The organism is Sulfitobacter aestuariivivens (assembly GCF_014763045.1).
GTDB lineage: Bacteria > Pseudomonadota > Alphaproteobacteria > Rhodobacterales > Rhodobacteraceae > Sulfitobacter > Sulfitobacter aestuariivivens.
The window spans coordinates 132,587-158,719 of record NZ_JACTAG010000001.1; the positions used below are offsets into that span (position 1 = coordinate 132,587).

At 59.7% G+C, this 26,133-nt stretch carries 15 protein-coding genes; 8 read left to right on the plus strand and 7 right to left on the minus strand.

The window, feature by feature from the left end; all coding sequences use genetic code 11:
- Positions 1–9 precede the first annotated feature (9 nt).
- Together ugpA and ugpB are read right to left on the minus strand one after the other, a co-directional pair.
- The gene (gene ugpA, locus H9Q16_RS00590) at positions 10–891 is read right to left on the minus strand and encodes a sn-glycerol-3-phosphate ABC transporter permease UgpA (protein WP_191073450.1); all 882 of its coding nucleotides are present in this window, start codon (positions 889–891) and stop codon (positions 10–12) included.
- Positions 892–946: 55 nt separating this feature from the next.
- Positions 947–2,260 (minus strand): sn-glycerol-3-phosphate ABC transporter substrate-binding protein UgpB, encoded by a 1,314-nt coding sequence (ugpB, locus tag H9Q16_RS00595; protein WP_191073451.1) that lies wholly within the window; start codon positions 2,258–2,260, stop codon positions 947–949.
- Positions 2,261–2,505: 245 nt separating this feature from the next.
- On the opposite strand from ugpB, the gene H9Q16_RS00600 reads away from it, so the two are divergent.
- The 4 genes from H9Q16_RS00600 to H9Q16_RS00615 are packed head-to-tail and all read left to right on the plus strand — an operon-like array spanning position 2,506 to position 5,140.
- Positions 2,506–3,855: a selenium-binding family protein gene (locus H9Q16_RS00600; RefSeq protein WP_191073452.1), complete on the plus strand. Its 1,350-nt coding sequence runs from the start codon at positions 2,506–2,508 to the stop codon at positions 3,853–3,855.
- A gap of 32 nt (positions 3,856–3,887) precedes the next feature.
- Complete coding sequence (locus tag H9Q16_RS00605; RefSeq protein ID WP_191073453.1) at positions 3,888–4,301, plus strand: ester cyclase; 414 nt, start codon at positions 3,888–3,890, stop codon at positions 4,299–4,301.
- Between the two features lie 20 nt (positions 4,302–4,321).
- Positions 4,322–4,672, plus strand: a complete 351-nt coding sequence (locus H9Q16_RS00610) for a 2Fe-2S iron-sulfur cluster-binding protein (protein WP_343067723.1) — start codon at positions 4,322–4,324, stop codon at positions 4,670–4,672.
- A gap of 3 nt (positions 4,673–4,675) precedes the next feature.
- Positions 4,676–5,140, plus strand: a complete 465-nt coding sequence (locus tag H9Q16_RS00615; protein WP_191073455.1) for a CoA-binding protein — start codon at positions 4,676–4,678, stop codon at positions 5,138–5,140.
- A 51-nt stretch (positions 5,141–5,191) separates the two neighbouring features.
- Here the strand turns inward: H9Q16_RS00615 and H9Q16_RS00620 are convergent, their stop codons facing one another.
- The 3 genes from H9Q16_RS00620 to H9Q16_RS00630 form a co-directional block, all read right to left on the minus strand.
- The gene (locus H9Q16_RS00620; protein WP_191073456.1) at positions 5,192–6,955 is read right to left on the minus strand and encodes an adenylate/guanylate cyclase domain-containing protein; all 1,764 of its coding nucleotides are present in this window, start codon (positions 6,953–6,955) and stop codon (positions 5,192–5,194) included.
- A 43-nt stretch (positions 6,956–6,998) separates the two neighbouring features.
- Positions 6,999–11,810, minus strand: a complete 4,812-nt coding sequence (locus tag H9Q16_RS00625; RefSeq protein ID WP_246455604.1) for a PKD domain-containing protein — start codon at positions 11,808–11,810, stop codon at positions 6,999–7,001.
- Positions 11,811–11,908: 98 nt separating this feature from the next.
- The gene (locus H9Q16_RS00630) at positions 11,909–14,245 is read right to left on the minus strand and encodes a FecR domain-containing protein (RefSeq protein WP_191073458.1); all 2,337 of its coding nucleotides are present in this window, start codon (positions 14,243–14,245) and stop codon (positions 11,909–11,911) included.
- An 873-nt stretch (positions 14,246–15,118) separates the two neighbouring features.
- Here H9Q16_RS00630 and H9Q16_RS00635 point away from each other — a divergent pair.
- Positions 15,119–16,906, plus strand: a complete 1,788-nt coding sequence (locus H9Q16_RS00635) for an autotransporter assembly complex protein TamA (RefSeq protein WP_191075100.1) — start codon at positions 15,119–15,121, stop codon at positions 16,904–16,906.
- A complete protein-coding gene (locus H9Q16_RS00640) occupies positions 16,906–21,075 on the plus strand; it encodes a translocation/assembly module TamB domain-containing protein (RefSeq protein ID WP_191073459.1) in 4,170 nt (1,389 codons plus the stop codon). The genes H9Q16_RS00635 and H9Q16_RS00640 overlap by 1 nt, the downstream gene beginning before the upstream one ends.
- A gap of 44 nt (positions 21,076–21,119) precedes the next feature.
- Here H9Q16_RS00640 and H9Q16_RS00645 read toward each other — a convergent pair whose 3' ends face one another.
- Complete coding sequence (locus H9Q16_RS00645) at positions 21,120–21,701, minus strand: flavin reductase family protein (protein ID WP_343067725.1); 582 nt, start codon at positions 21,699–21,701, stop codon at positions 21,120–21,122.
- Positions 21,702–21,909: 208 nt separating this feature from the next.
- On the opposite strand from H9Q16_RS00645, the gene H9Q16_RS00650 reads away from it, so the two are divergent.
- Positions 21,910–22,413 carry a DUF992 domain-containing protein gene (locus H9Q16_RS00650; RefSeq protein ID WP_191073460.1) on the plus strand — a complete coding sequence of 168 codons (504 nt, stop codon included), beginning with the start codon at positions 21,910–21,912 and terminating at the stop codon, positions 22,411–22,413.
- A gap of 53 nt (positions 22,414–22,466) precedes the next feature.
- On the opposite strand, the gene acs is transcribed toward H9Q16_RS00650, so the two are convergent.
- Positions 22,467–24,416: an acetate--CoA ligase gene (gene acs / locus H9Q16_RS00655; RefSeq protein WP_191073461.1), complete on the minus strand. Its 1,950-nt coding sequence runs from the start codon at positions 24,414–24,416 to the stop codon at positions 22,467–22,469.
- 320 nt (positions 24,417–24,736) lie between these two features.
- On the opposite strand from acs, the gene H9Q16_RS00660 reads away from it, so the two are divergent.
- The gene (locus H9Q16_RS00660; protein ID WP_191075102.1) at positions 24,737–25,834 is read left to right on the plus strand and encodes an alcohol dehydrogenase family protein; all 1,098 of its coding nucleotides are present in this window, start codon (positions 24,737–24,739) and stop codon (positions 25,832–25,834) included.
- Positions 25,835–26,133: the final 299 nt, after the last annotated feature.

Here is a 26,133-nt window from a genome sequence, read left to right on the forward strand (position 1 = left end):
CGCGGGCCATCAGTAGTGCACCCGCTTTTCAATGAATTTGAACTGGATCACGGTCAGCAGGCCCACGACGAACAGCAAGATCACTGACTGTGCGGAAGAGGAGCCAAGATCCTGACCGACAAAGCCGTCCGAAAAGACCTTGTAGACCAGAATGGTGGTCGATTGCTGGGGGCCACCGGCAGTGATCGTGTGGATCACACCGAATGTTTCAAAGAAGGCATAGACCACGTTCACGACCAGCAGGAAGAACGTGGTGGGCGACAGGAGCGGCAGCACGATGGTCCAGAACCGGCGCCAGAAGCGGGCACCGTCGATGGCGGCCGCTTCGATCACTGATCTGGGCACCGCCTGCAGGGCGGCAAAGAAGAACAGGAAGTTGTAGCTGATCCGCCCCCAGGCTGAGGCGACCACGACAAGCCCCATCGCCTCGCTGCCGTTGAGTACGTGGTTCCAGTCATAGCCCAGCGTGCCAAGATACCACGAGATCACGCCAACGCGGGTGTTGAACATGAAGAGCCACAGCACGCCCGCGACGGCAGGGGCCACGGCATAGGGCCAGATGAGCAGGGTGCGATAGACGCCTGAGCCCTTGATCAGGCGGTCGGCGATGACGGCAAGAAACAACGCCGGAACCATTGAGCACAATGTAACGAGGATCGAAAATACCGCCGTTGTCAGGAATGATGCGCGGTAGAATGGGTCGCTCAGCAGATAGTCGAAATTGCCAAGTCCGACATATTGAGACGACAGGCCAAAGGGATCGGGAATGAACAGAGATTGCCAGATCGCCTGTCCCGCAGGGTAAAAGAAGAAGACGGCAGATATTACGACCTGAGGTGCGATCAACAGCAGGGGCAGCATCCAGCCGCGAAACGTGACGCGCTTTTCCATCTCTCAAGCCCCCCGTCAGAAAACGGGCAGGCCACGTGGACCTGCCCGATGTCGCTTACTTGTTTGCGCTTTCAAAACGGCGCAGCAGTGCGTCACCGCGTTCCTTGGCGCTGTCCATGGCTTCCTGCGCAGACTTGTCACCCGCCCAGATCGCTTCCAGCTCTTCGTCGATGATGCCGCGGATCTGATCAAAGGAGCCCAGGCGCAGGCCTTTGGAGTTGGCCGTGGGTTCTTTGGCGGTCATCTGGATTACGGCGATATCGGTGCCGGGATTTTCATCATAGAAACCGGCTGCGCGCGTGGCGTCGCCTGCTTCGGAGGTGATTGGCAGATAGCCGGTGTCCTGGTGCCATTGGGCCTGCACGTCTGACGACGACAGGTAGGCCAGAAACTCGCCCACGCCTTTGTATTCTTCGGCTTCATGACCTTCGAGCACCCACAGCGAAGCACCGCCGATGATGGTGTTTTGCGGGCTGTTGCCGACGCCTTCCCAATAGGGCAGCGGGCGGACGTCAAAGTCGAATTGTGCCTCGGCCTTGATGCCTGCATAGCCCGCAGAGCTTTCGGTAAAGAGCGCGCATTCGCCTGAGCGGAAGTTGGCGCCGCCTTCGTTGCGGCGGCCGGTATAGATGAACTTGCCGTCCTGCGCCCACTGACCCATCGCCGTCAGATGCGCGACCTGCGCCTCGCCGTTCAGCATCAGTTCGGTGTCGGTCCCGGCAAAGCCGTTGTCCTTGGAGGCAAAGGGCACGTCATGATAGGCCGAGAAGTTTTCAAGGTGGATCCAGCTTTGCCATGCGGTCACCAGCGGGCAGTCTTCGCCCCCGGCCTTGAGCGCGTCCAGCGTCTCGCCCACTTTCTGCCAAGTGGACAGATCCGTGTCGGGATCAACGCCTGCAGCCTCGAACGCATCGCGGTTCACCCAGAGAACGGGGGTGGATGAGTTGAAAGGCAGGGACAGCATTTCGCCGTCGGTGGAGGTGTAATAGCCCTTGACCGAGCCGATGTAGGCGTCCGGGTCGAAGGTGGCGCCGCTTTCGGCCATGACCTCGAAGACCGGCTTGGTCGCGCCCGTGGCGGACATCATCGTGGCTGTGCCGACTTCGAACACCATCAGGATGTGGGGTTGTTCACCCGCGCGGAACGCGGCGATGCCTGCGTTCAGGGTTTCCGAATAGTTCCCTTTATGGCTTTGCACGACGACGTAATCGTCCTGGCTGGCGTTGAAATCCTCGACCTGCGCGGCGACAAGCTCACCCAGGCGCCCGGTAAAGGCGTGCCAGAACTGAACTTCGGTTTCGGCATAAGCCGAGAGGGGCGACAGAGCCGTTCCTGAAGCCAAGATCGCGCCAAAAAGTGATTTTTTCATAGTTCCTCCCATGCACAGATGTTTGTGCTTTTCCATCGCGCGACTTAGGTCGCTTCATTTTCTTAGAAGTCAGACGATACAATTGTGTGACGGCAATGCAAGTGCCACGGGAATTCCGACTGTCCGATGGTCAGTGATGCCGATGGGGTCCATCAGATCGTTATGGATGGCAGGCTGGCGCGAAAACTTGTAATGAGGACCGTAGGGCAGATCGCTGCCATAGCTGATTTAGGGAGGACCAGCGCATGGAGTGTTGCGGACCGGGATATGCATCGCCTGCCGACGCGATCAAAGCGCCGCGCGAAAAGCTGCTTTACACGATTGCGATCTACACCGGCACCGGCATCCAAAAGCCGGATTATCTGGCGACCATCGATGTGGACCCCGACAGTCCGACCTATAGCCAGGTCATCCACCGACTGGAAATGCCCGGGATCGGGGATGAGCTGCATCACATGGGGTGGAATGCGTGTTCGTCGTGTTTCGACGATGGCTCAATGAGCCGCAAATACCTGATCCTGCCGGGGGTGCGGTCAAACAATCTGCATATCGTGGATACGGCGACAGACCCGCGCGCGCCACGCCTGCACAAGGTGATTGATGGAGCGGACATCAAGGCGAAGGCGGATCTGAGCGGGCCGCACACCGTGCATTGTCTGGGATCAGAGATCATCATTTCGTTTTTGGGCAATGCAAAGGGAGAGGCGCCGGGCGGCTATCTGCATCTCAACAAGGAATTTGAAATCCAGGGTCGCTGGGAAAGCTCAATGGGTGACATCAAGTTCGGCTATGATTTCTGGTACCAGCCCCGCCACAATGTAATGGTCAGCAGCGAATGGGCCGCGCCCAATACCTTCATGCCGGGCTTTGATCTGGAAGAGGTGGGTCACTTGAAATACGGGCGGGAACTGCATTTTTGGGATTTCGAGAAACGGGAACCGATCCAGAGCATGTACCTGGGCGAGGACGGTCTGATCCCGCTTGAGGTCAAGTTTCACCACGATCCCGACAGCACCCACGGCTTTTGTGGTGCAGCGCTGAGCGCGAATGTCATTCACTGGTGGAAGGACGATGGCGGTGAATGGCGTTGGGAAAAGATCATCGACGTGGAGAACGAACCGCACCCTGAATGGCCTATCCCGGTGCCCGGCGTCATGTCGGCCATTCTGGTGTCGATGGATGACAAGTATCTTTACCTGAACAACTGGCTGCATGGCGACATGCGCCAGTACGATATTTCAGATCCGCATCATCCGGTGCTGACCGGGCAGGTGTGGATGGGTGGGTTACTTGGCAAGGCGACGCATGTGAACGGCGTAGAGATGGCAGGCGGGCCGCAGATGTTTCAGCTCAGCCTTGATGGCAAGCGGCTTTATGTGACGACCTCGCTGTTCTCGACCTGGGACAATCAATTCTATCCGGAAATCCGCGAGAAAGGTGGGGTGATGGTGATGATCGACTGTGATCCGGTCAATGGCGGCATGAAGATCAACGAAGACTTCATTGTCGATTTCGGCAAGGAACCCAACGGGCCCAGTCGCTGCCATGAGGCGCGGTATCCGGGGGGCGATTGTACGAGTGATATCTGGTTATGACGATTTGAATTCAAAACTTGGGAGATTCTTTTATGTCTATTACTGAGACGGCACATGCCTTTTTTGATGCCTGTGAAACCGGACAGGGGTGGGAAGTTTGCGCGCAGTACTGCCACGCCGACGCCAGCTTTGCCGCACAATCCGAAGCCATCGCCGAGATCACTACGCTGGAAGGCTATTGCGACTGGATGAAAGGCCTCTTGACCATTCTCGAGGATGGATCCTATGAGCTGAAGTCCTTTGGCACAGACACAGAGCGCGCTTGCGTTGTTGCCTATGCGGTATTCACGGGGTCGCATTCCGGCGACGGCGGACCGGTGCCTCCGACGGGCAAGACCACGTCGAGCGACTATGTCTATCACATGGCGTTTCGGGACGGGAAAGTGGCGCATATGACCAAGATCTGGAATGCGCCCTGGGCCCTGCGGGAGCTTGGGTGGGGGTGAGTGCGGGCCAGACGTATACCGTGACCCTCGCCAATCGCGGGAATGAGACGTACCGCGTGGATGCGCGCCGCGCCTTGCTGGACAGTCTGCGCGATCAGGGCGTCGATCTACCCTTTGGCTGTCAGTACGGCGGCTGCATCACCTGCGCGGCCAAGTTGACGGCGGGGGCTGTGGATCAGCGCCGTCAGGTCGCCCTGAACAATCGCCAGATCAACGACGGCTATGTCATTCTGTGCGTGGCGCGCCCGGTCAGTGACATCACCTTGCAGATCGGGGTTGAGGCGCACGACAGGCTTTATCGTAACCCGTTTCTCGATCCGCTCAAAGCCCACGAACTCAAGGCAGATATCGCCACTCCGAAGGAGGTCTGACCCATGCCTGCCACCGCGCTTGATGATCTTTATGACTATAACCAGAAGTACCTTGCGGACATTCTGAAGTCCGTGAAGTCGATTGCCATGGTGGGGGCCAGCGCGGACAAGACCAAGTTCAGTTACGGGGTACTGCGGGTGCTTCACGAGACCGGATATGACATGATCCCGATCAATCCCAATCCTGCATTGAAAGAGATCCGGGGCATCAAGGTCTTTCATTCGTTGGCGGAGGTGGATCGCCCAGTCGACATGGTTGAGGTCTTTCGGCCCAAGGAAGAGTTCTACGGGTTTGCCGAACAGGCAATTGAGATAGGGGCCAAGGTCTTGTGGGGTCAGATCGGCGTTTACGACGATGCTGCCGCCAAACTGGCAGAGGATGCAGGCCTTAAAGTGGTGATGAACCGTTGCCCCAAGATCGAGCTGTTCCGGCCGTTCTGGAAGCCGCGTCTTGATCTGGAAATCTAACGTGACGAACGGATTGAAGGTCTGTGGTTGCGGCAGACTGGCGCAGCGCGCTTATTCACCAACCTTGGCTGGCTGCTTGTCCGGCTGGGGCGGTGATGCGGACGTCTTTATCTGCGTGGCTGCGAATGTCGGGACCGGGTCGGCGTAGCCTTTGAGTTCAATGGCGTCCAGTTTCTCGAACGCCACATTATCAAGGCCTGCGCAGGCGTCTTTGGTCGCGGTGTCGATCAGCACCTGATCCGGTTCGGCCTTTGAGCACAGGCGTGCTGAGAGGTTTACGGTTGACCCCAGGACGGTGTAATCCATCCGGCTGGCGGCCCCCATCGCCCCCATCACGACTGCGCCGGAGGCGACGCCGATGCCCACATGCAGGTTGTAGTCCGGAAAACGTTCAAGCAGGACGTTCATCGCGTCAGTGATGTGCACGGCGCATTCGACGGCGCGCTCTTCCATTCTGTCGCCCTCAAATACGGCCACAAGGGCGTCGCCGATGAACTTGTCAACGTCGCCCTCGTATTCTTCGACGATGCGGGTCTGTTCTTCGAAGTATTCATTCAGCGCTTCGATAACGACCTCTGGCGCAACCCTTTCAGAAAATTCAGTGTAGCCGCGGATATCGGTAAAGATGACGGATACGTTTTTGCGGATGCCCCCGCGAGACATGCCCTCATCCGCGCTTTGGATGGCTTCGACTGTGCCGTGACTGACAAATTTCATCAGTTCGATGCGTTCGCGTAACTCGTCGATCATTTCGTTGACGCGGCGGGCCAGGTGCCCGATTTCGTCGCGCGACTTGACGCCCTCAACCCTGACAGAGAGTTCGCCGGATCCGATCTGGTTGACGACGGAACTGATCTTGAGAATGGGGCCCGTCAGTTGGCGGGCGAAAAACAGCGCGCCGATGCTTGCAAGGGTGAAACCCAACCCACCGACGATCAGGATCTGCCGGGTGATCGCATTGACCACGGCATAGGCTTTGGCCTCGGTCAGCTCTGTCACGACGGCCCAGGGAAACCAGTCGGGAAAAGCCAGAGCGCCCAGAACATCTGTTCCATCCGGGCGGGTGTAGGCCTGAAGGGTGTTGGCCCGCACACCGGCAACGATCAGGGGCAGGGCGGCCTGAACGATCTCTCGTTCAATGATGAGGTCCTGTTCATCCACCAGAACCGTGCGCCCGGCAGGGTCGATGATCGTGATATTGCCGCGCTGGGCGAAGGGGTGCCGTTCGACCAGTCGCGCCAGAGAGGAAAGTTCGATCCGTGCTGCAAGGGTTACCTGCCGCCCGGCAATGGTCGTGTTCAAGGGCAAAGCAAGCGTTGCAATCCACTCTCCCGTTTGGGGAAGCTGTGAAATCAACGGCCGGCCGAATTGATCGGTCGCCTCAATTGACTGAATCAGCTCATTTGGAACGGTCAGGATCGCGACGGGATCAAGGCCAACGCTTTCCAGTTTTTGAGAAAACGCCTGGTCTGTCGCCATGATCGGCAGATTAGACCCAGCCACAGCAAGCTGCAGCGACAGGACGTCAGGAAGTTCCTGCAGCCCCAGCGTCAGCAGCGATACCTTCTGGGGCACGTCCAGCTCATCGCTGTCGATTCCGTTTCGGATGACCATCAACGGCGAGAGCCAGCGACCCTGATAGGTGGCGTCGAACTGGTTCTGGACCTGTGCGGCGACGGTGGTGAGGTCTTCGTTTGCTGCCGACTTCAGCTCATCGCGGGTCAGTTGGGTCAGATTTTGCCCGACAATGACCAAAGGGGCCACGGCCAGAAGCGTGGCAAAGAAGAAGAACTTCAGGCGCAGGGGGAACCACATGTGTAATGTTACCTTGGCATGGGTGCGTCTAGGTTCTTTCGTTTCAATTACCACGCGGTTGCGCGACGACAGTAACCGTATCCGAACTGACCCCGCTGGCCAAACCGGTTGTATCGCGTGCGGTGACGGTCACCTCGTAGGTGCCGGGGCTGCCATACGCATGGCGCACGATGCTGCCCGATGCGGTGCTGCCGTCACCGAAATTCCAGGCAAAGGTCAGGCCGTGTCCGTCTGCATCCGTCGCATTGCTGACGTCAAAGACGACCACGTCATGGGCCGCACCAACACGCACTTCCCTGTCCGGCCCTGCGTCCACCTGCGGGGTTGAGTTGACCAGCACGCTCAGTGTGTCGGTCCCTTCTGCACAGGCGGATCCGCTGTCATCGCGCACGCTTAGTGTGACGTCGACGGGTCCGCTGGTGTCGAACTGGCGTTCGACGATCGGCCCCTGAAGGGTTTCGCCGTCGCTGAATTGCCACGTGTAGGACAGGATCTCGCCGTCCAGATCGCTGGAGGCTGTCGCATCAAAGGTGACTGGCGCGCCGGGATCAACCGTGCGGCTGGGTCCTGCAATTGCCTTTGGCACTGCGTTGATGCGTGCATAAACCTCTTCCACACGCTGGCTGTTCAGCAGCCCCTTGCCGTCATCGAGCGCCACGGTGATCGGGTAGAGGCCTGCTTTGGCATAAGAGTGGCTGACAGAGGCGCCCGACGATGTGTTGCCGTCCCCGAATGTCCACGCGACCTGCGTGTCTGGTCCGACGTCCACCGACAGCGGCAGTTCAGCCCCCGTACAATACTGCTGCGCCATCTGGAGGTCCGCCTTGGGCGCGGGGTTCACCATAATCTGTTGGCTGCTTCCCGTGACGGAGTTTTCGACCCCCGCTTCATCCCTGACCGCAAGTCGGACAGTGTACGTACCTGCCGACGCATAGGTGTGCGACGCCACAACACCGCGCGCAGAATTGCCATCGCCGAAATCCCAGGTGAAACCTGTGATTGCGCCATCAGGGTCGCTGGAGGCAGAGGCATCAAAGACCACTGCCGTGCCGGCGGCCGCGACATCCGGGCCTTCGAACGCGGCCTTTGGTGGGGCATTTACGATCACCTTGCGGCGGCTCTCGATCTTGTCGAGGCCGGTTTCGGTGCCGGTCAGACGTGTCACGAGGATCGCGCTATGGACGCCGGGTTCGTCGAAGCTGTGCATCACCTCTGCACCGGTGGCGGTGCCGCCGTCCGAGAAAGTCCATTCATGACTGACCACTTCGCCGGTATCAAGATCTGTCAGCGATACTGCATAGGGGGCTTCGGTACCCGCAGCGGCCCTGTCGGCTGCGATGATATCCTGAGAGGGGCCTGCCAGCACGGTGATTGTCGCTGTGTCCGTATCTAGCGGGCTGCAACTGCCGACCGCCTCGCCCTGAATGGTCAGGGTGACCTCATAGGTGCCGGGCTTTCTGAACCGGTATTCTGGCTGCTCGCCACTGGCGGTGCCGCCGTCACCCATTGTCCAACTGAAGGCGTTGACGGCGCCGTCGGCATCGGTTGATCCCGATCCGTCAAGGCGAATGGCCTGATTGGTATACACGGTCAGGTCGGGCCCCGCGCTGGCAATGGGGCCCTCTTGTACAAGCACGGCCACCCGGTCTACATCGCGGCCCCATTCGGAGCTTTTGCCGTTGCGTACCCGCAGCGTCACCGAATAGGCACCTGGCTGTTCGTAGATCATCGTGGGGTTCACGAGGTCAGATGTAGACCCTTCCCCAAAGTCCCATTGATAGAGCAGCAGCCCGCCATCCGGATCAACGCTGTTGGATGCATCAAACAGGAGCGGGGCGCCAGAGCACACATCGCGGTTGCCGCCGGCATCCGCGACAGGGCGCGCGTTTACAACAACAACTGTTGCGTCAATGGCGCGGGCGTTGCGCAGGCCGGTGCCGTCGTCAACCCGCAGCGTGACCGGAAACGTGCCGGACTTTGGGTAGACATGCGTGATGATCTGGCCCGAGCGGGGTGGCGTGCCATCGCCAAAGTCCCAAGTGTAGATCAGCGCATCACCATCCGCATCGGCAGAGGCAGAGGCATCCAGTGTGACCTGAAGAACATCTGTTTCTATCGCGGGTCCGGCCTCGGCCACGGGGGCGGCGTTCACCCGCACCGACACCACGTCCGATACTGTGGAATTGGCCACACTCGCGTCATCCGTCACCACAAGCTGTGCCGTCCAGGTGCCCGGTGTATCGTAGCTGCGTGAAACCTGTGCCGCGCTTTGCGCGGGCAAACCGTCATCAAATTCCCACTGGTAGCTGACAATCCGGCCGTCGGGGTCATAGCTTGCGCTGGCATCCAGTTGAACGGGATCGCCCGGGGCGACCAGCAGATCAGGACCGGCCTCTGCGACCGGGGCCGCGTTTACGGTCACGAGAACATCATCGTCATCGCGCGCGGCACCGCCCCTGAAGCTGTCATAAACGCTGAGCCCGATGCGGTAGGTGCCTGGCGTGTCAAAGCTGTGTGCAAGGCGTTCACGGTCGCGAACGTCTCCGCCCGGCAAGCGCCATTCGTATCGGCCGATTGCACCATCGGGATCAACCGAGGCGCCCGCGCTTAGCACGAATTCCTCGCCGGGGGCGACTGTCACTGACGGACCCGCGTCGGCGATCGGGGCGGTGTTCACGGTCACCAGCATCGTGTCACGATGGACATTAAGAGGGGCACCACTGGCGTCCCGTACCACCAATGCGACCTCATAGACGCCCGGGCGCGCATAGGCGTGTTGCGGGCGCGGTCCGGTGGCGCTGCTGCCATCGCCAAAGGTCCATTCGTATGAGGAAATCGTGCCATCGGTATCAACGGAGCCGGTGCCGTCAAATTGCACATCCGACACGGTCACAAACTGGTCGGGACCAGCGTTGGATACCGGTGCCGCGTCCACGACGATATTGCGTGTGGTGCGCTGCACGGCAGAGGCGGTTCCGCTGTCATCGGTCACGGTCAGGGAAACGGTATAGACACCCGGTGCTGTCCAAGCGTAGCTGACGGTTTCGCCCTCGCCGATTGCGCCATCCCCGAATTCCCAGAGATAAGAGAGGATTTCGCCATCCGCGTCGGTACTGCCGCTGCCGTCAAGCTGCGCGGCCTCGGACACAGATACCGGACGTTCAGGAATCACGATCGCGGGTTCGGGTGGGGCATTTACCGCAATGGAAAGCGTGTCATTAGACCGCGCATTCGCCACGCCACTGTCGTCGGTGACGGTCAGGGTCACGGTATAGGTACCCGGTTCGGTATATTCATGCGCGACCTTCGCGCCATCAAGCACGGTGCCGTCGCCCATATTCCAGGCATAGGTCGATACGGTGCCGTCAACGTCATAGCTGGCACTGCCGTCAAGGGTCACCACCTGATCCACCTTGGCAGTCTGATCGGTTCCGGCCTCAGCCACGGGGGGGAAGTTGACCTGGACCACGCGCGTGGCCACGCCGAAGTTACAAGGATGATCGCTGTCGTCTGCCACACGCAAGGCGACGCGGTAGAGACCGGGTGCGTCGTAGGCTTTCTGAGCCTGCGGTCCATCCACGATTGTCCCGTCCCCCAGGGTCCAGCGGTGGCTGGTGATCGGACTGTCGGAAGGCTGCGAGGTTGAGCCATCAAAGGAGATTACCTCACCAGGGGCGACGACGATGTCATCGCCGGGCATTGCGATGGGTGCGCGGCGGACGTGTACGGGCACCTCTATGGCGTCTCCTGCGCCTGGGCGCGTGCCCTCTTCGCGCACTTTCAGCATCGCGGTATAGCGGCCCGGTGTGCGATAAAGGTGGGCGATGACAGGTTCGGTCGAGCTGTTGCCGTCACCGAATTCCCAGAGAAAGCTCAGCGGCTTGCCGCCCCGGCTGGTGCTGCCGTCAAAGGCGACCGACTGGCAGTTCGCCAGCGGGCGACCGGTGCCTATGGCCTCGGGTCTCGATGGGCTCGGTGCGCGGGTCGGAGGCATGTTCAGGGCAACCGGGGCACCGCTGTTGTCAAAGAGCGCCAGTGTGACGTCGTTGGGGGTCTCAAAGCCTTCTTTTAGGCGCAGGGCCAGATTGGTGTCACTGGTGTCGACCGTGTCGACGGACCAGAAATTCTGGCCTGAGGCCCGCACCGGGATATCGGCGTAATCCGTCACAACTGCAATGTCGCCGTTGGCTGCATCAAAGCTTTGAACGGTGTAGGGACCTGCCGTGCCGTCAAAGGTAAGCTGCGTCGCGGTCCCGCCGGACGTCCAGCGGATCGTCGGCTGATATGAGAACATTTCAAGCCCGTCGGGCGCGCGCGCGCGATCCCGGGCCCGGCTTACGCCAACCGAATAGCCGTTTCCGTCGTTGCCCCGGGTGCCCTCGATGTCGAGCCTGAAGTACACCCGGTCGCCGATGGGTTCCCCCTGCCGGGCGGTCAATGTGCCCAACGTGACCCAACGCCCATCCGTGGCGCGATCAGAGTCAAAGACGCGTTCATTCACCATGCGGCCCGGGCCGGTCACGGGGAAATCAGGCACGTCATCACTCGCGGCAGCCAGATCCTCGACTGCGACGGGTCTGTCTGCCGCGCTGTACGCGCCTTCGCCGCCAAACACCCGGAACGTTGTTACAGCATCTCCGGAACCCGCATAGATAAAGTCATCCGAGCCAAAGGTTTCGGGATCGAAAAGCCGCACATAAAAGCGACCTTCAGTACTGGCGGGAACGGAAAAGAAGATCTGCTCGCGATTGTCCACGTCCCCTTCACGGGTCGGGGATTGCGCGCCGTAAATGACCAAAAGTCCTTCGTCGTCAGCCGCATGCGCCTGTATCGGCGCCGCCGCAAGAGCAACCATCACGGCCAGGCACTTTTTCAAACTGGTTTGCAGAAATATCTTCATCATCACTTTTCCCCCAACGGCATGACCGCTTTACGCGGCAATTCCGGTCTTCATTATTGCAGGCTCACATTGCCCGCATAGTCTTCGACAACAACTTCGATCAATCGTAACTGCCCCGGCTCTGGCGGCAGGCTGGCACGGCAGATGCCCGCCTCTGTTTCGCAGCGCAGGAAACCTTCGCGTTCTGTATCGCCAATGCGCAGCACAAAGGATGCCGCTTGCCGCAACCCGCTTTCATCACTGGCGCGCAGTGTGATCTCAATGGGGCCGCCGTCCCCCTCGGGGCGTCCCAGATCCACAGAAAGGATCTCCGGCGGGTCCACATCATAAAGCGTCTGGACGCGCGTCTTTTGCACGTTGCCCACCGCGTCGGTCGCGACAATATCAATGATGTTCGCGCCCGGAACGATGGCTAAGGCATGGGCAAAGCTGCCATTGCTTAACACGATATCCTGTCCATTGACCGTCAGCGTTTGCGCCCCGTCAACGCTGCCCTCGAGCAAGATTTCATCAAGGTCAGTTGCGCGTGGCGGCGGTACATCAAGTGTAATCTGCGGCGGTACCTCATCGCGCACCGCAAGAAAATCAACCGTGCCCTCGACCGCGCCTGTCGGGCTAAGCACAGCAATTTTGAAGGCATGCGGTGATGTGGTGACGGGCACCGAGAAGGAGATCGCGCCATCCGCATCTACGCGCGTTTGCAGCGGTTCTTGTCCATCGGCCGATACGATTACGGTGGCACCCGGTGCTGCGGTCGACTGGGCAAAGACAGGCAATTCTTCTGATCGGGTGGCCAGCGCGTCGCCGTCTCGTGGCAGGTCAGCGTCTAGGGTAATCTCGATCTGGGCCGTCGGGCGATAGACCACTGTTTGCGTCAATGTGCTTTCGTTGCCTGCAGGATCAACCGCTTTGAGGACCAGCACGTTTTCGCCAGGCTGCAACGGGGTCTCGAAAATAAAGCTGCCGTCGTCGCCCAGCACGACAGGCGTTTCATTCAAAGCAACGGTTGCCAGCGGTTCGGAAATGCCGAAAATCTCTGTAGTTGGTGTGCTTACGATCACACCGTTTGCAGGCCCCAGAAGGGTCAGGAAGGGCGGGGCGTTGTCGGTGCGGACCTCAAAGGAACGCGCCGTGCTCCACTGACCTGGCAATCCCAGACGATCCAACGCGGCCACGCGCCAGTGATAGGTGCGCGGTGCGAGTTGTGGCGTGTCAAAGCGGGTGTCACGCAGACCCCATTCGGATATCTGCATCTGATTGAAGCCCGCGTCTGCGGCCACTTCAACCCAATAGCCTTCGGCGCCTTCGAAGGACGACCATGTAAGCGGTGCGGTGCCATCATACATGATGGAACTGGCGGTCGGTTCGATCAGACTGGGTGAATTCAGGATTTCAGATTTTTCCACCTCGCCGTTACTGAGCAAGACACCCTCGTCTTCGGCCACTTCAATAACCTGATTTCCGTCGGATACCTCTAGAACGGGCGTATCGTAGTTCACAAACCGGGCACCGGTCACATCGTTCTTGATCCAGAAATCGGATGAATTGGTCTTGGTTTCGAGGCCAGGTACTTCTACCTCGAAACTGGTTTTGTCAGAGAGCTGGTTCAGAAGCGCGTAAAAGTCGCCGTTGACCAGGCTGACCTTGGTCACCTCGTCGCCGGTCAGAGGATCGGCACGCATACGCTGGATCGTTGCGTTGGAATTGGCGTTCAGTCGTAGGCGGCTGAGATCACGGAATGTCACTTGTGTGGTGCTGCCGGACAAGGTGCGGACCCGTTCGAACTCGACAAGTACATCATTCTGATCGCGGCCCGTCCAGCGCGCCTCTTTCGGGGATCGCCCCTCAACCCGGCCATGAACGTCCGAGACGACGGCTTCGGCGGACCGGTCGCGCTGAGCGATGGAAATTTCCAGCGCTTCCAGCGCCAGCACGGTCGCAATATCGGAAAGATCGACGACCTCTACCCAACTCCCGATGCTGCGCTTTTCGACAGCCCCTTCACGATTTTCGATTGCGGCGCTGATTTGGATCGGCGCAAAGACCTGCGCGCCTTCCGCGTTTGCCTTCTGAATCGCCTCAAGCGAAGCGGCCAGAGCGGCATCAGCCGCGCGCACCTGCTTTATGGGCAATCGCAGCTCTGTGTTCGGCACCACATCTGCAGGCGATGTGATTGCGTTAAGTTCCAGCACGTAGGGCCAAAGATCGGGGTCTTTCAGGTGTGTTTCAACGACGCCCCGCAACGTGTCATTTTCCTGGAAAACGACAACTTCGAGAGGCGCATCCAAATCACTGCGCGACTGAGCATAAAGAGCAGAGGCACATAGGACAGCAAATGCAGCTATCGCTGCTGATCGCACCCGAAATAAGGCGCGTTTTGAGAGGGTCATCGGTGGTTTCCTACCGTTGAACAAAAAAAAACATCTAAAAGGACAGCTAATTCTTCCGCGCCGGACATATTATTGCAAGCCCCGTGTGTCCTTGAAAAATGGCGCTTTCAGGCGATTCAGGGCATTTTGAAGCGTTGAATGCCTGTCCTTGGGCAAGTTAAACAGTGCTTTGGTCCAGGGATGCGTCGGGTTGGTTTTTTGGGGCGGCCGCGCGACTACTAATTTGATTCAAAAGTAAAATTCTTTCTTCTGACGAAACTTCAAAACCGAATTGTCCGAGTTTTCTCGCTATTCCTGAATGCTGAGGTGGTTTGTGTCAAAATGGGAAACGGGTCGCGGCGAGACTTTGTTAACTTTTATTTCCGGAATTTACGTTTCTACCTGAGGGTAGTTGTAAATTCTACCTGAGCGCGAATATTGCGATTGAGCCCGCCGAAGTGGTGGCGGTTATTCGTTTCCGAAATTGCAACAATCGGCAATAAGTGCCCCGTTTGTCGACGAATTTGAAGGTGCCATGCAAAAACAGCTGTATTGGCGCACAACGGATCACCACAGCGTATTGTCGCACGTTCTCGAAGATCGAATGGCTTAGTTTGACGACCTTTGCGAGGTGTGGATCTGCTCCTGATCACACATCGCGTGAGCCTCGATTTGACCGGATCAGCAAGGGGTCGATCCGGCTTTAAATTCCGTATCTGTGATCACAATCTCGCCGTTCCACAAGATGTGGATTGCGGGGACGCTGGAAAAGCCGCTAAAACAGCTACATTGCACCTAAGAAAACCCGGCGCACAGACGCATTTTCAAGGGTTGTGCAGGCGGTAGAGTAAGGGGGCGCGTGTGGCGTTTTTTCAGGCACGATTTCAGTGGAAGATGGCAGGGGCTCGGGCGCTCACGGCAGCGGTTTTGAGCGTGGGCGCTGCGCTGGCCAACGCAGCGGAGTTGCGGCTGACAGGAATTGGGCCGGATGACCCGCTCTATGACACCGTGCTGGGTGGCTCCTTGCTTGCTGAGCAAACAGACGACGATGCGACGCCGACGACCCAAGAACTGGTCGCTGCTGCGCAGGCTGACTATGCCCGGCTGCTGGCCGTGCTCTACGACAATGGGTATTACGGACCGGTGGTTCGGATCACGCTGGATGGCATAGACGCCGCGCGCATTCCGCCGGTTTCGCCGCCTGCGAAAATCGACTTGGCCGTGATCAACATCGATTCCGGCCCACAGTTCCGCTTTGGGTCGACGCGCATCGATCCGGTTGCCCGCGGTACTGAATTGCCGGAAGGGTTTGCCCCCGGCCAGATCGCGGAACTTGGTGTGTTGAAGCAGACTGTTGCTGCCGGGATCACTGGATGGCGCGATCAGGGCCATGCCAAGGCGGAATTGGCTGGGCAAGACGTTACGGCCCGTCATACCGACCGCACGATCATCGCGGAATTGCAGCTGGCCCCCGGCCCACGCCTGCGGTTTGGTGCGTTGCGCGTGACCGGCAATCAAAACGTGCGCACGCAGCGGATCATCGAGATCGCGGGCTTGCCAACCGGAGAGGTCTTTTCCCCTGAAGAGCTGCGTCTGGCGCAACGTCGATTGCGCAGAACCGGGGCGTTTGAATCCGTCGCGTTGATTGAGGCTGATCAGGCGACGGGCGATACCCTGCCCATCACGGCGCAGATGTCAGAAGCAACGCCGCGTCGCTTTGGGTTTGGCGCCGAATTGTCATCGCTTGAGGGGCTGACACTGTCCACGTTCTGGTTGCACCGGAACCTCTTGGGCGGGGCGGAACGGTTGCGCCTTGAGGCCGAGGTGAGCGGGATCGGCGGCAACTCAGGGGGCGAAGACTATACGTTGGCCGCGCGGTTTGATCGTCCCGCGACCTTCAATGAAGACACGAACTTCTATGCGCTGGCAAAGCTCGAACAGCTTGATGAGGTAAACTTCTTTTCCCGCCAGCTGGATATCGAGGTCGGCATCGAGCGCTTTGCGAATGAAAACCGGACCTATGCGCTGGGCGTTGGTCTGCGCACCGCTGAAACCCGCGACGCATTCGGAGAGAACAAGTACACCCTTTTGACCCTGCCGCTGAGCGCCGAGTTCGACTATCGCAACAACTCTCTTGATGCGACGGACGGGTATTATGCCCGGGCAGGGTTCATACCGTTCGTGGCCATCGACGGGTCAGATACCGGCATGCGCAGCTATGTGGATACGCGCCTTTACCGCACGTTCGGTACAGCGCGGCCAATTACGTTGGCGCTGCGAGGGCAGATGGGATCGGTGTTTGGGCCGGAACTGAGCACGGCACCGGCTGACTATCTTTTCTATTCGGGCGGGGGCGGCACTGTGCGGGGTCAGCCCTATCAGGCGCTGGGGGTGGATCTGCCCAGCGGCGAGACCGTCGGTGGTCGGAGTTTTGTCGGTCTTTCGGCTGAGGCGCGGCTCAAGATCACCGACACGATCGGCGTCGTGGGATTTGTTGATGCAGGCTATATCGGAGCCGAGGAGTTTTATGACGGGTCCGGTGAATGGCATTCCGGCGCCGGGCTGGGGCTGAGGTACAACACCGGGATCGGGCCGATCCGGCTGGATGTTGCCGTGCCGACATCGGGGCCTGAAACAGATGAGGATGTGCAGGTCTACATCGGCATCGGGCAGTCGTTCTGATGCGTGCGCCGAGATATATCGTAACCGCCTTTTTGATCTGGCTTGCAAGTCTGGTCGGTGTCGCCGCCCAGGAAGATGACAAGGGGTTTCTGACGCGCACCATCCAGGATGCGCTGAGCGGGACAGGGCGGACCGTGTCCATCGACGGTTTTGCAGGCGCGCTGAGTTCAGAGGCGTCATTTGACCGCATGACGATTGCGGACAAGGACGGGATATGGCTGACGCTCGAGGACGTGGTGCTGGTGTGGAACAGATCGGCGTTGCTGCGCGGCCGTCTTGAAGTAGAGAGGCTGCGGGCGGGCCGACTGGATTTGCCGCGGCTGCCGGTCAGCGAAGATGACGCCTTGCCAGATGCAGAAGCCACGCCGTTCAGTCTGCCGGATTTGCCGGTCTCTATCGACATTGCCGAATTTGCCATTGATCAGATCAATCTGGGCGCACCGTTGCTGGGCGAGGACGCGCAACTGAGCATCAATGCGCAGGCGCGTTACACCGATGCCGAGGCCTTTGCCGATTTCACAGCAGAGCGTACCGACGGAAAGCGCGGCGCGTTCGAGGTCAAGGCGGATCTGAACCGCAGTGACGATGTACTCTCCCTTCTCATCAAGCTGAGCGAGGAAGAGGAGGGGCTTGCGGCACGGCTGTTGAACCTGCCCGGTCAGCCGTCGGTTGACATGACCGTCGCGGGCGACGGGCTGTTGGACGATTTCACGTCTGACGTCACCATTGCCACAGACGGCCAGGAACGTCTTGCGGGGCAGATCGTGCTTTCCACGCAGGCTCCGAGACGCGCGTCGGATCATCCGGACCGGCGGGTGCAGGCAGACATTGGCGGCGATATCACGGCGTTGCTTGCGCCCCGCTTTCGCGCGTTTTTCGGCGAGGATGTACAACTGACGCTTGATGCACTGCGCGAGGGGTCGGGTGCCTTTGAAATCAGCGATTTTGCCCTGACTGCGCAGGCCGCGCAATTGCAGGGAAAGGCGAATATCAATCAGGAGGGTTGGCCCACGCTGCTGGACATCACCGGGAGCATCCGCAACCCAGACGGCACGCCGATCTTGCTGCCTGTCGGAGGGGAGGGCACGACGGTCGAGGCCGTGCAATTGCGCGTGGATTACGACGCGGGCGACGGAGAGGTCTTTGACGCTGATTTCACCATTGATGCGCTTGCCACCCAAGGGATCACCATCACACAGACGCAGCTGGCGCTCGACGGTACATTGCAGGGCAATCTGGGATCGGTCGGACAGTTTTTGGGGGATGTCACTTTTGCCGCGGAAGGTCTTGCACTGACAGACCCCGCGCAAGCCGAAGCCATCGGTGATGCAATCACAGGGCGCGCGAACATCAACTATATCGAGGGACAGCCTACACGGATCAGCAACCTTGATCTGTCCGGTACGGATTACAGCCTTGCAGGTCAGGTTATCATCAATGGTCTGGAGCAAGGGTTCCTGACCCGGTTGGATGTCGCCTTGCAGGCAAGCGATCTGAGCCGGTTCTCGGCCCTGATCGGTCGAGAAATCGATGGCCAGACGGGGTTGGCGCTGAAGGGATCTGTGACGCCGCTTGGCGGGCTTTTTGATCTGCAGGCATCGGGGACGACGCAGGATTTACGGGTTGGCATTGCGCAGGCCGATGCAGTTCTGGCCGGTCGCACAGAGGTGTCGGTCGCGGCGCAGCGCAACGAAACCGGGACCTTCTTGCGCGATCTGGCGCTGGAAAATGACGCGATATCGCTGACCGGTTCGGCGGAATTGCGGACCGATGACAGCCGGGCGCAGGCGCGCTTTACCCTTGCAGATGTCGGGTTGGTCGTGCCGGAGTACAGCGGCCCTGTGACGGTGACGGCCACCGCCACGCAGGACAACCGCGGCTGGACAATTGATGCTGCAACTGACGGACCCTACGGCGCGCAATTGACTGCCAAGGGGCTGGCCACGGGGCCTAACGCTGCGCTGACAATTACCGCTGATGCGCCCAACGTGACTCCTTTTGCAGCGCCTTTCGATCAGGATATCAGCGGGCCTTTGCGGGCCGAGGGTGTATTGCGTAACAGTGCCGACGGGTGGTTGCTGCGGGCCGATGGGAGTGGGCCATTCGGCGGTGAAGTGTCGGTAGATGGCCAGATCACACCCAGGGTTGATATGCAGTTTGATGTCTCCCTGCCCGACATACAGCCGCTGGTGCCGCAGGTGAAAGGCCCGCTGTCTGCAGAGGGACGGGTGCGGCAGGAGCCGCAGGGATTCTTTATCGACGCGACGGCCAGTGGACCTTACCGCGGGCGCGCGGCCGTCGAAGGGCTGGCAACCGGACCAGATATGCAGTTGACCTTCGAGGTGTTACTGCCCGATGTGCGCCCGGTTGTGCCCGGCGTGTCCGGGCCGCTCAATGCCAGCGGGGTGGTGCGCCAGACACCGGACGGGATTGCCGTCGACACCAATGCCAGTGGACCTTATGGGGCGCAGGCAAACGTCGCCGGGATCGCAACCGGACCGCAAATGCGGCTGACATTCGATCTGGCCCTGCCCAATGTGAACCCCGTCGTGCCGGGCATGTCCGGTCCGCTGAATGCGACGGGCGTTGTACGGCAGACCCCGGACGGGATCGCGGTTGATACCAATGCGACCGGGCCTTACGCATCTCGCGGGTCCTTGCAGGGTGTGGTGACCGGGCCCAATGCCAACGTGGATTTCACGCTGGCAATGGCTAACATCGGGGCTTTGGTTGAAAAGGTATCTGGTCCGCTGGATGTGACCGGCTCGGCCGCGAAAAGCGGCGGGGGATGGCAGGTAAGCACCCAGGCACAGGGCCCGTCAGGCACTCAGGCAACGATCACCGGACAGGTCAGCGAGGCCGGAACAGCGGCACTAGATATTGTCGGCACGGCGCCTTTGGGTCTTAGTCGTCCGTTCATTGCCCCGCGGAACCTGCAAGGTCAGGCCCGGTTCGATTTGCGCCTGGACGGGCCGCTTGCCCTGTCATCGCTGAGCGGGACAATTCAGACAACCGGTGCAAGTCTGAGTGCGCCAAATCTGCGGGTCGCCGTCACCGGGATCAACGGAAACGTGCAACTTGCGCAAAACCGCGCGCAGGTTGATCTGACAGGCGAGGCAACCAATGGCGGGCGGGTGCGTGTCGGCGGCGGCATCACGCTGACCGGGGCCTTGCCGGCTGATTTGCGGGTTGGTCTGCAAGATGTCGTGTTGATTGATCCGCGTCTCTATCGCACGTCCGTGTCGGGAGATTTGAGGGTTGCAGGGCCGTTGACCGGGGGCGCTGTGATTGCGGGGCGTGTCAATGTTGCGGAGACGACTGTCAACGTGCCCTCGACGGGATTGACCAGTATAGGTGACATCCCCCCGATCACCCATATCGGCGCGCGCCCAGGTGTCGCGGCGACACGTCAACGGGCCGGTCTGACAGGGGCGGGCGCGGGCGATGATCCCGCGTCAGGCGGAGACGGGCCGGGCTTTGGGCTGGATGTCAGAGTCAATGCGCCCAATCGCATTTTCGTGCGGGGGCGGGGCCTTGATGCGGAGCTGGGCGGTGCATTGACCCTGACGGGCACAACCAACCGGATCATTTCGACGGGGCGGTTTGAACTGCTGCGCGGGCGGTTGGATATCTTGGGCAAGCGCTTCAATCTCGTTGAAGGGTTCATCCAGTTTCAGGGTGACCTTATACCGTTCATCCGGTTTGTATCCGTCACGGACAGCGCGACAGGCGAAGTGCGCATTATTGTCGAAGGGCCTGCAGACGCACCCGAGGTCAAGTTCGAGGCCACGCCCGAGGCACCAGAAGACGAGGTGCTGGCACAGCTCCTTTTCGGGCGCAGCATCAGCGACATCTCTGCCTTTCAGGCGCTGCAACTGGCAAGCGCGGTTGCCACGCTGGCCGGGCGCGGTGGTGGGGGGCTGATCGGGAACCTGCGCGAGGGATTTGGGCTCGACGATCTGGATGTGACGACGACCGAGGATGGCGCAACGGCGTTGCGGGTTGGGAAATACATCAGCGACAACATTTATACGGATGTGACCGCGGCCTCGGACGGGACCGGGGAAGTCTCGCTGAACCTTGATATCTCAAAGAACCTGACGGCACGGGGCACGCTGGAATCCGATGGGAACACCAGCATTGGTATCTTCTTTGAAAAAGACTATTAGCGCGCCGGGACCGGGCAAGATCGCGGATTGACCGCCGCGTCTTCTTAGGCGTCGGGTTTGAATTGCCCGAACTGACCCTCATTAAACAGCAGGGCCTTTGCCGTGCCGGGTGTCTCAGCGGCGTGTTTGACGTGACCAAGGATCAGCGAATGATCACCAGCCGGGTGCACCGCGTAGGTCGTGCAATGGAAGGTGGCAAGGCAACCGCGAAACGTTGGCACGCCATCTGGTCCTTCGATCCAGTCAAACCCGGCGAAATCATGGCCTTGCTTTGCAAAGTGCTGTGCCAGCATTAGTTGATCGGCTGCCAGCACATGGATGCAAAAGGTTGAAGCCGCCGCGAAAGCATCGTGGCGCAACGAGGATTTTGCCGGCGACCAGAGCACCAGCGGCGGATCGAGCGAGACAGAAGAGAATGAATTGGCTGTCATGCCAAGCGGCCGGTCATCAGACAGCACTGTCACGACAGTCACACCCGTGCCGAACCGTCCAAAGGCGCGGCGCAGATCGTGGGCTGTGTCCGAGCCCGGCGTGAAGGTTTTCATGTTCTGATCCATCCCGCGCAGCGGTGCCACGGCGGGTCGGGATTGTCCAGCGGTCGGCTTGAGCCTGAGATCACGCGACATGTTGAAAAGGCCGCGCTGAGATCGTGCCCCGAGTCGTGTAGTGTGGCGCGGCAGACGCATGGGCTGACGGGATTGGCTGCCTTCCGTTCCGTCACCGGAACTCGACCGTCCGCCAGAGCGTTTTGACAGTGATCGCCAGCGCGGCCCGAAACGTGGTCGGCATCACTCTTGAAACCAGAGGTACCGATGAGTGCCGGAGGAGAAAAGTATGACCAATACGCTGAAAACCACGTTTGCTGCCGCGTTTGTCTCGGGTATTGCCCTTGGAGGGATGGCGATGGCCGACGGTGAAACCGTTGACCACATAGAGGTCGGCTCATTGAGCTGTGATGTCGGGGCCGGGACAGGGTTTGTCTTTGGGTCCACCAAGACCCTCGATTGCACGTTCAATCCAACCCAAGAGGGTCTTGCGGATGAACGCTACGTTGGTCGGATCGACAAATATGGCATCGATATCGGCCGCACCGAAGGGGGTAAGCTGTCCTGGTTGGTCTGGGCGCCGACCGAGCAGGAGTTTGTTGAAGGGGGTCTGAACGGTACTTACGGCGGTCTTTCCGCCGAAGCGACTATTGTCGGCGGTCTGGGTGCGAACGTGATGACTGGCGGTTCAGAGAATACACTGGCACTGCAGCCCGTAAGCCTGAGTACGTCGGAAGGGCTGAACATTGCACTGGGCGTTGGTGCCATTACGCTCGAGCGCGTCGACGGCTAACCCTGCGACGCTAAATTGCGGAACGGGCGGCCCTCGGGGCCGCCCGTCTGTTTTTAACGGTTCATCCGGTTTTTGATGAGGTCATCCACTACCGACGGATCGGCCAGCGTAGACGTGTCCCCCAAGGCGCCATAATCGTTCTCGGCGATCTTGCGCAGGATGCGGCGCATGATCTTTCCCGAACGTGTCTTGGGCAGGCCCGGCGCCCATTGAATGAGGTCAGGTTTGGCAATGGGGCCGATCTCAGCACGGACCCATGCCTCCAGTTCCTTGCGCAACTCTTCGGAGGGCTCTTCGCCGCCCATGAGGGTGACGTAGCTATAGATACCTTGCCCCTTGATTTCATGGGGGTAGCCCACAACCGCACTTTCGGCGACCTTGGGGTGTGCGACCAGCGCGCTTTCCACCTCGGCGGTGCCCATTCTGTGGCCCGAGACATTGATCACGTCATCGACGCGGCCTGTGATCCAATAATCGGCGTCAGCGTCCCGCTTGGCGCCGTCACCGGTGAAGTAGTAACCCGGATAGTCTGCGAAATACGTCTTTTCAAAGCGTTCGTGGTCACCCCAGACGGTGCGCATCTGGCCCGGCCAGCTGTCGGCGATGCAAAGCACCCCTTCTGCCGGGTTCTCGGTGATGACTTCCGCTGTTGTCGGCTCGAGAATGACGGGCTGGATGCCAAAGAAGGGCTTCATCGCCGATCCCGGTTTCATCGCATGCGCGCCGGGCAGGGGGGTCATCAGGTGGCCGCCCGTCTCGGTTTGCCACCAGGTATCCACGATGGGGCAGGTGCCACCGCCGACAACCTCATTGTACCAGTTCCATGCTTCGGGGTTGATCGGCTCTCCCACGGTCCCCAGAACCTTGATGCTGCTCAGATCGCATTTGGTGACAAAATCCTTGCCCTGACCCATCAGCGCGCGGATGGCGGTGGGGGCGGTATAGAACTGGGTGACCTTGTGCTTTTCGCACACTTGCCAGAAGCGCGAGGCGTCCGGGTAGGTGGGGACGCCTTCGAACATCAGCGTTGTGGCCCCGTTGGCCAGCGGTCCGTAGACGATATAACTGTGGCCGGTGACCCAGCCCACATCTGCCGTGCACCAGTAGATATCCCCGTCATGGTAATCAAAGGTGATTTCATGGGTCATGGCGGCGTAGACCAGATATCCGCCCGTGGTGTGAACGACGCCCTTGGGCTGCCCGGTGGAGCCTGACGTGTAGAGGATAAAAAGCGGGTCTTCGGCGTCCATGGTTTCAGGCGGGCAGTCGTCCGAGACTTTGTCGAGTTCTTCGTGCAGCCAGAAGTCGAGATCGCCGCGCCAGGCAACCTGCTGATCTGTGTGCTTGACCACGAGGCATTTCACCTCGTCGAAGTCATTGAGCAGCGCCTGATTCACGTTGTCCTTGAGGTTGGTCACCCGTCCCCCGCGTGGGGCACCGTCTGACGTTATGACCACCTTTGCGTTGCAACCGTTGACCCGGGCACCTAGCGCGTCGGGTGAAAAGCCGGCAAAGACAATGGAATGGATCGCGCCGATGCGCGCGCAGGCCAACATAGCATAGGCGGCTTCGGGGATCATCGGCAGGTAGATGACAACACGATCCCCTTTGCCGACACCCAGCGATCGCAGCACATTGGCCATCTTGCATGTCTCGGCGTGCAACTGCGTGTAGGTAATGTGTTTCGTGTCATCGTCCGGGTTGTCGGGCTCCCAGATGATGGCGGTCTGATCGCCGCGAGTCTCAAGGTGACGATCGGTGCAATTGGCAGAAACGTTGAGTTGTCCGTCAGCGTACCAATTGATTTTCACATTGCCGAGGGTGAAGTCGACGTCTTTTACCTGTGTAAAGGGCTTGATCCAGTCCACGCGTTTGCCTTGTTCGGCCCAGAACCCGTCAGGATCATCAAGCGAAGCCTGGTACATCTTTTCGTAGGCGTCGGCGTTCACGTGGGCATTGGCGATCATATCATCGGATGGCGGATATGTTTTGGCGTCGGACATCTTTGTTCCCCCCTATCAATATTGTTGGCGCGATCATAACGCGGTCTGAAAAGAAGGGAATAAGCAACTCAATATCAAGGGCTTCAGTGTAAAGATTTTTCTCATAGCCCAAGCATTTTGTAAATTTCTGCAGGTGGACGTGATGAATCCCCACGGTTTGGAACGGATTGCCTGTCAAAGAGAAAGGCCATGGCGTTTGCAAAAGCTTTTGCGCCTGTCACTTGGGGCCAAAATCAAGGTATCCTTGCGCCGCAACCCGCACTTCACTGTGGGTTGGCGTTGCCAAAAGGATCTACTCAGTGACTGAGATACCCACCACCATGAGTGCCGTTGTCCTGCATGCCCACGGTGGCATGGAGGCCTTGCAGTACCACACCGATTGGCCTGTCCCAAAGCCCGGGCACCGGCAAGTGTTGATCCGTGTCGGGGCTTGCGGGCTGAACAATACCGATGTGAATACCCGGACAGGCTGGTATTCCAAGGCGGTGACAGGGGGCACCGACAGCAACGCCGGTGCGGCGGCAGATGACGCCGACCCTGCATGGGGCGGCGCCCCGGTGGGTTTGCCCCGGATTCAGGGAGCGGACGCCGTTGGTCTGGTCGTCGCCGCAGGGGCGGAGGCCGATCCATCGCTAGTCGGCAAGCGCGTGATGATCGACTGCTGGATGCGGAACTGGGACGATCCGCTGAACCGTGAAACGACCGGCTACTTCGGTTCCGAGATCGATGGCGGTTTTGCGCAATACACCGTCGTTGATCACCGCAACGTGGCTGCTGTTGACAGCCCGTTAAGTGATGCGGAACTGGCGACGTTCTCGTGTTCTTATTCTACCGCCGAAGGGATGTTGTGGCGTGCGGGCGTGCATGCGGATGACAGGGTGCTGATCACAGGTGCGTCCGGCGGGGTCGGGTCGGCCCTGGTGCAGCTGGCCAAGCGGCGCGGCGCCTTTGTGATCGCGCTGGCAAGCCCCGCCAAGCATGAGGTTCTGCGTGATCTGGGCGCTGACCTGGTGCTGGAGCGCGCCCCGGCCGATTTGCCTGTCGCGCTGAAGGAAAACACAGGTCACGACAAGGTCACTGTCGTCGCGGATGTAGTCGGCGGTGACTATTGGCCCCACCTGATCGACACATTGGTACGAGGCGGACGCTATGTGACGTCCGGTGCAATCGCCGGGCCGATTGTCGCGCTGGATCTGCGCACCCTTTATCTTCAGGATTTGACCCTGCACGGCTCAACCGTGATCCCGCCGCAGATATTTGCGGACCTCGTGGGCTATATCGAGAGGGGTGAGGTTAGGCCGTTATTGGCTGCGACCTACCCATTGCAGGACCTCAAACAGGCGCAAACCGCCTTTATCGAAAAACGGCATGTGGGCAACATTGTTGTCGTGCCGGAATTGCCCGTAGAACCGGAATAACTGAAGGCGGAGTTGATGGAGAGGCGTTGTCACGGTGGTCCGCCCGCAGGACCATCCTGCGTCGGCTGTGCGAAAAACCGCACAATCGCGGGCGTTACCATCTTCCTGAAATCGGCAGCGCTTTCTGGTAATCTTTTGAAGTAAAATAATAAAATGAGATGGCGTCACTTGCGGCGACATAAGGCGTTGCAACCCGCCAGAGCTTGGGTTTTCTTATGCGCAGGGGTCCGGCTGCCACTGGATCGGGAGGGGAGCAGAGCATGGCCATCCAACGCGATGCCTGTGATGTCCTGATTTCG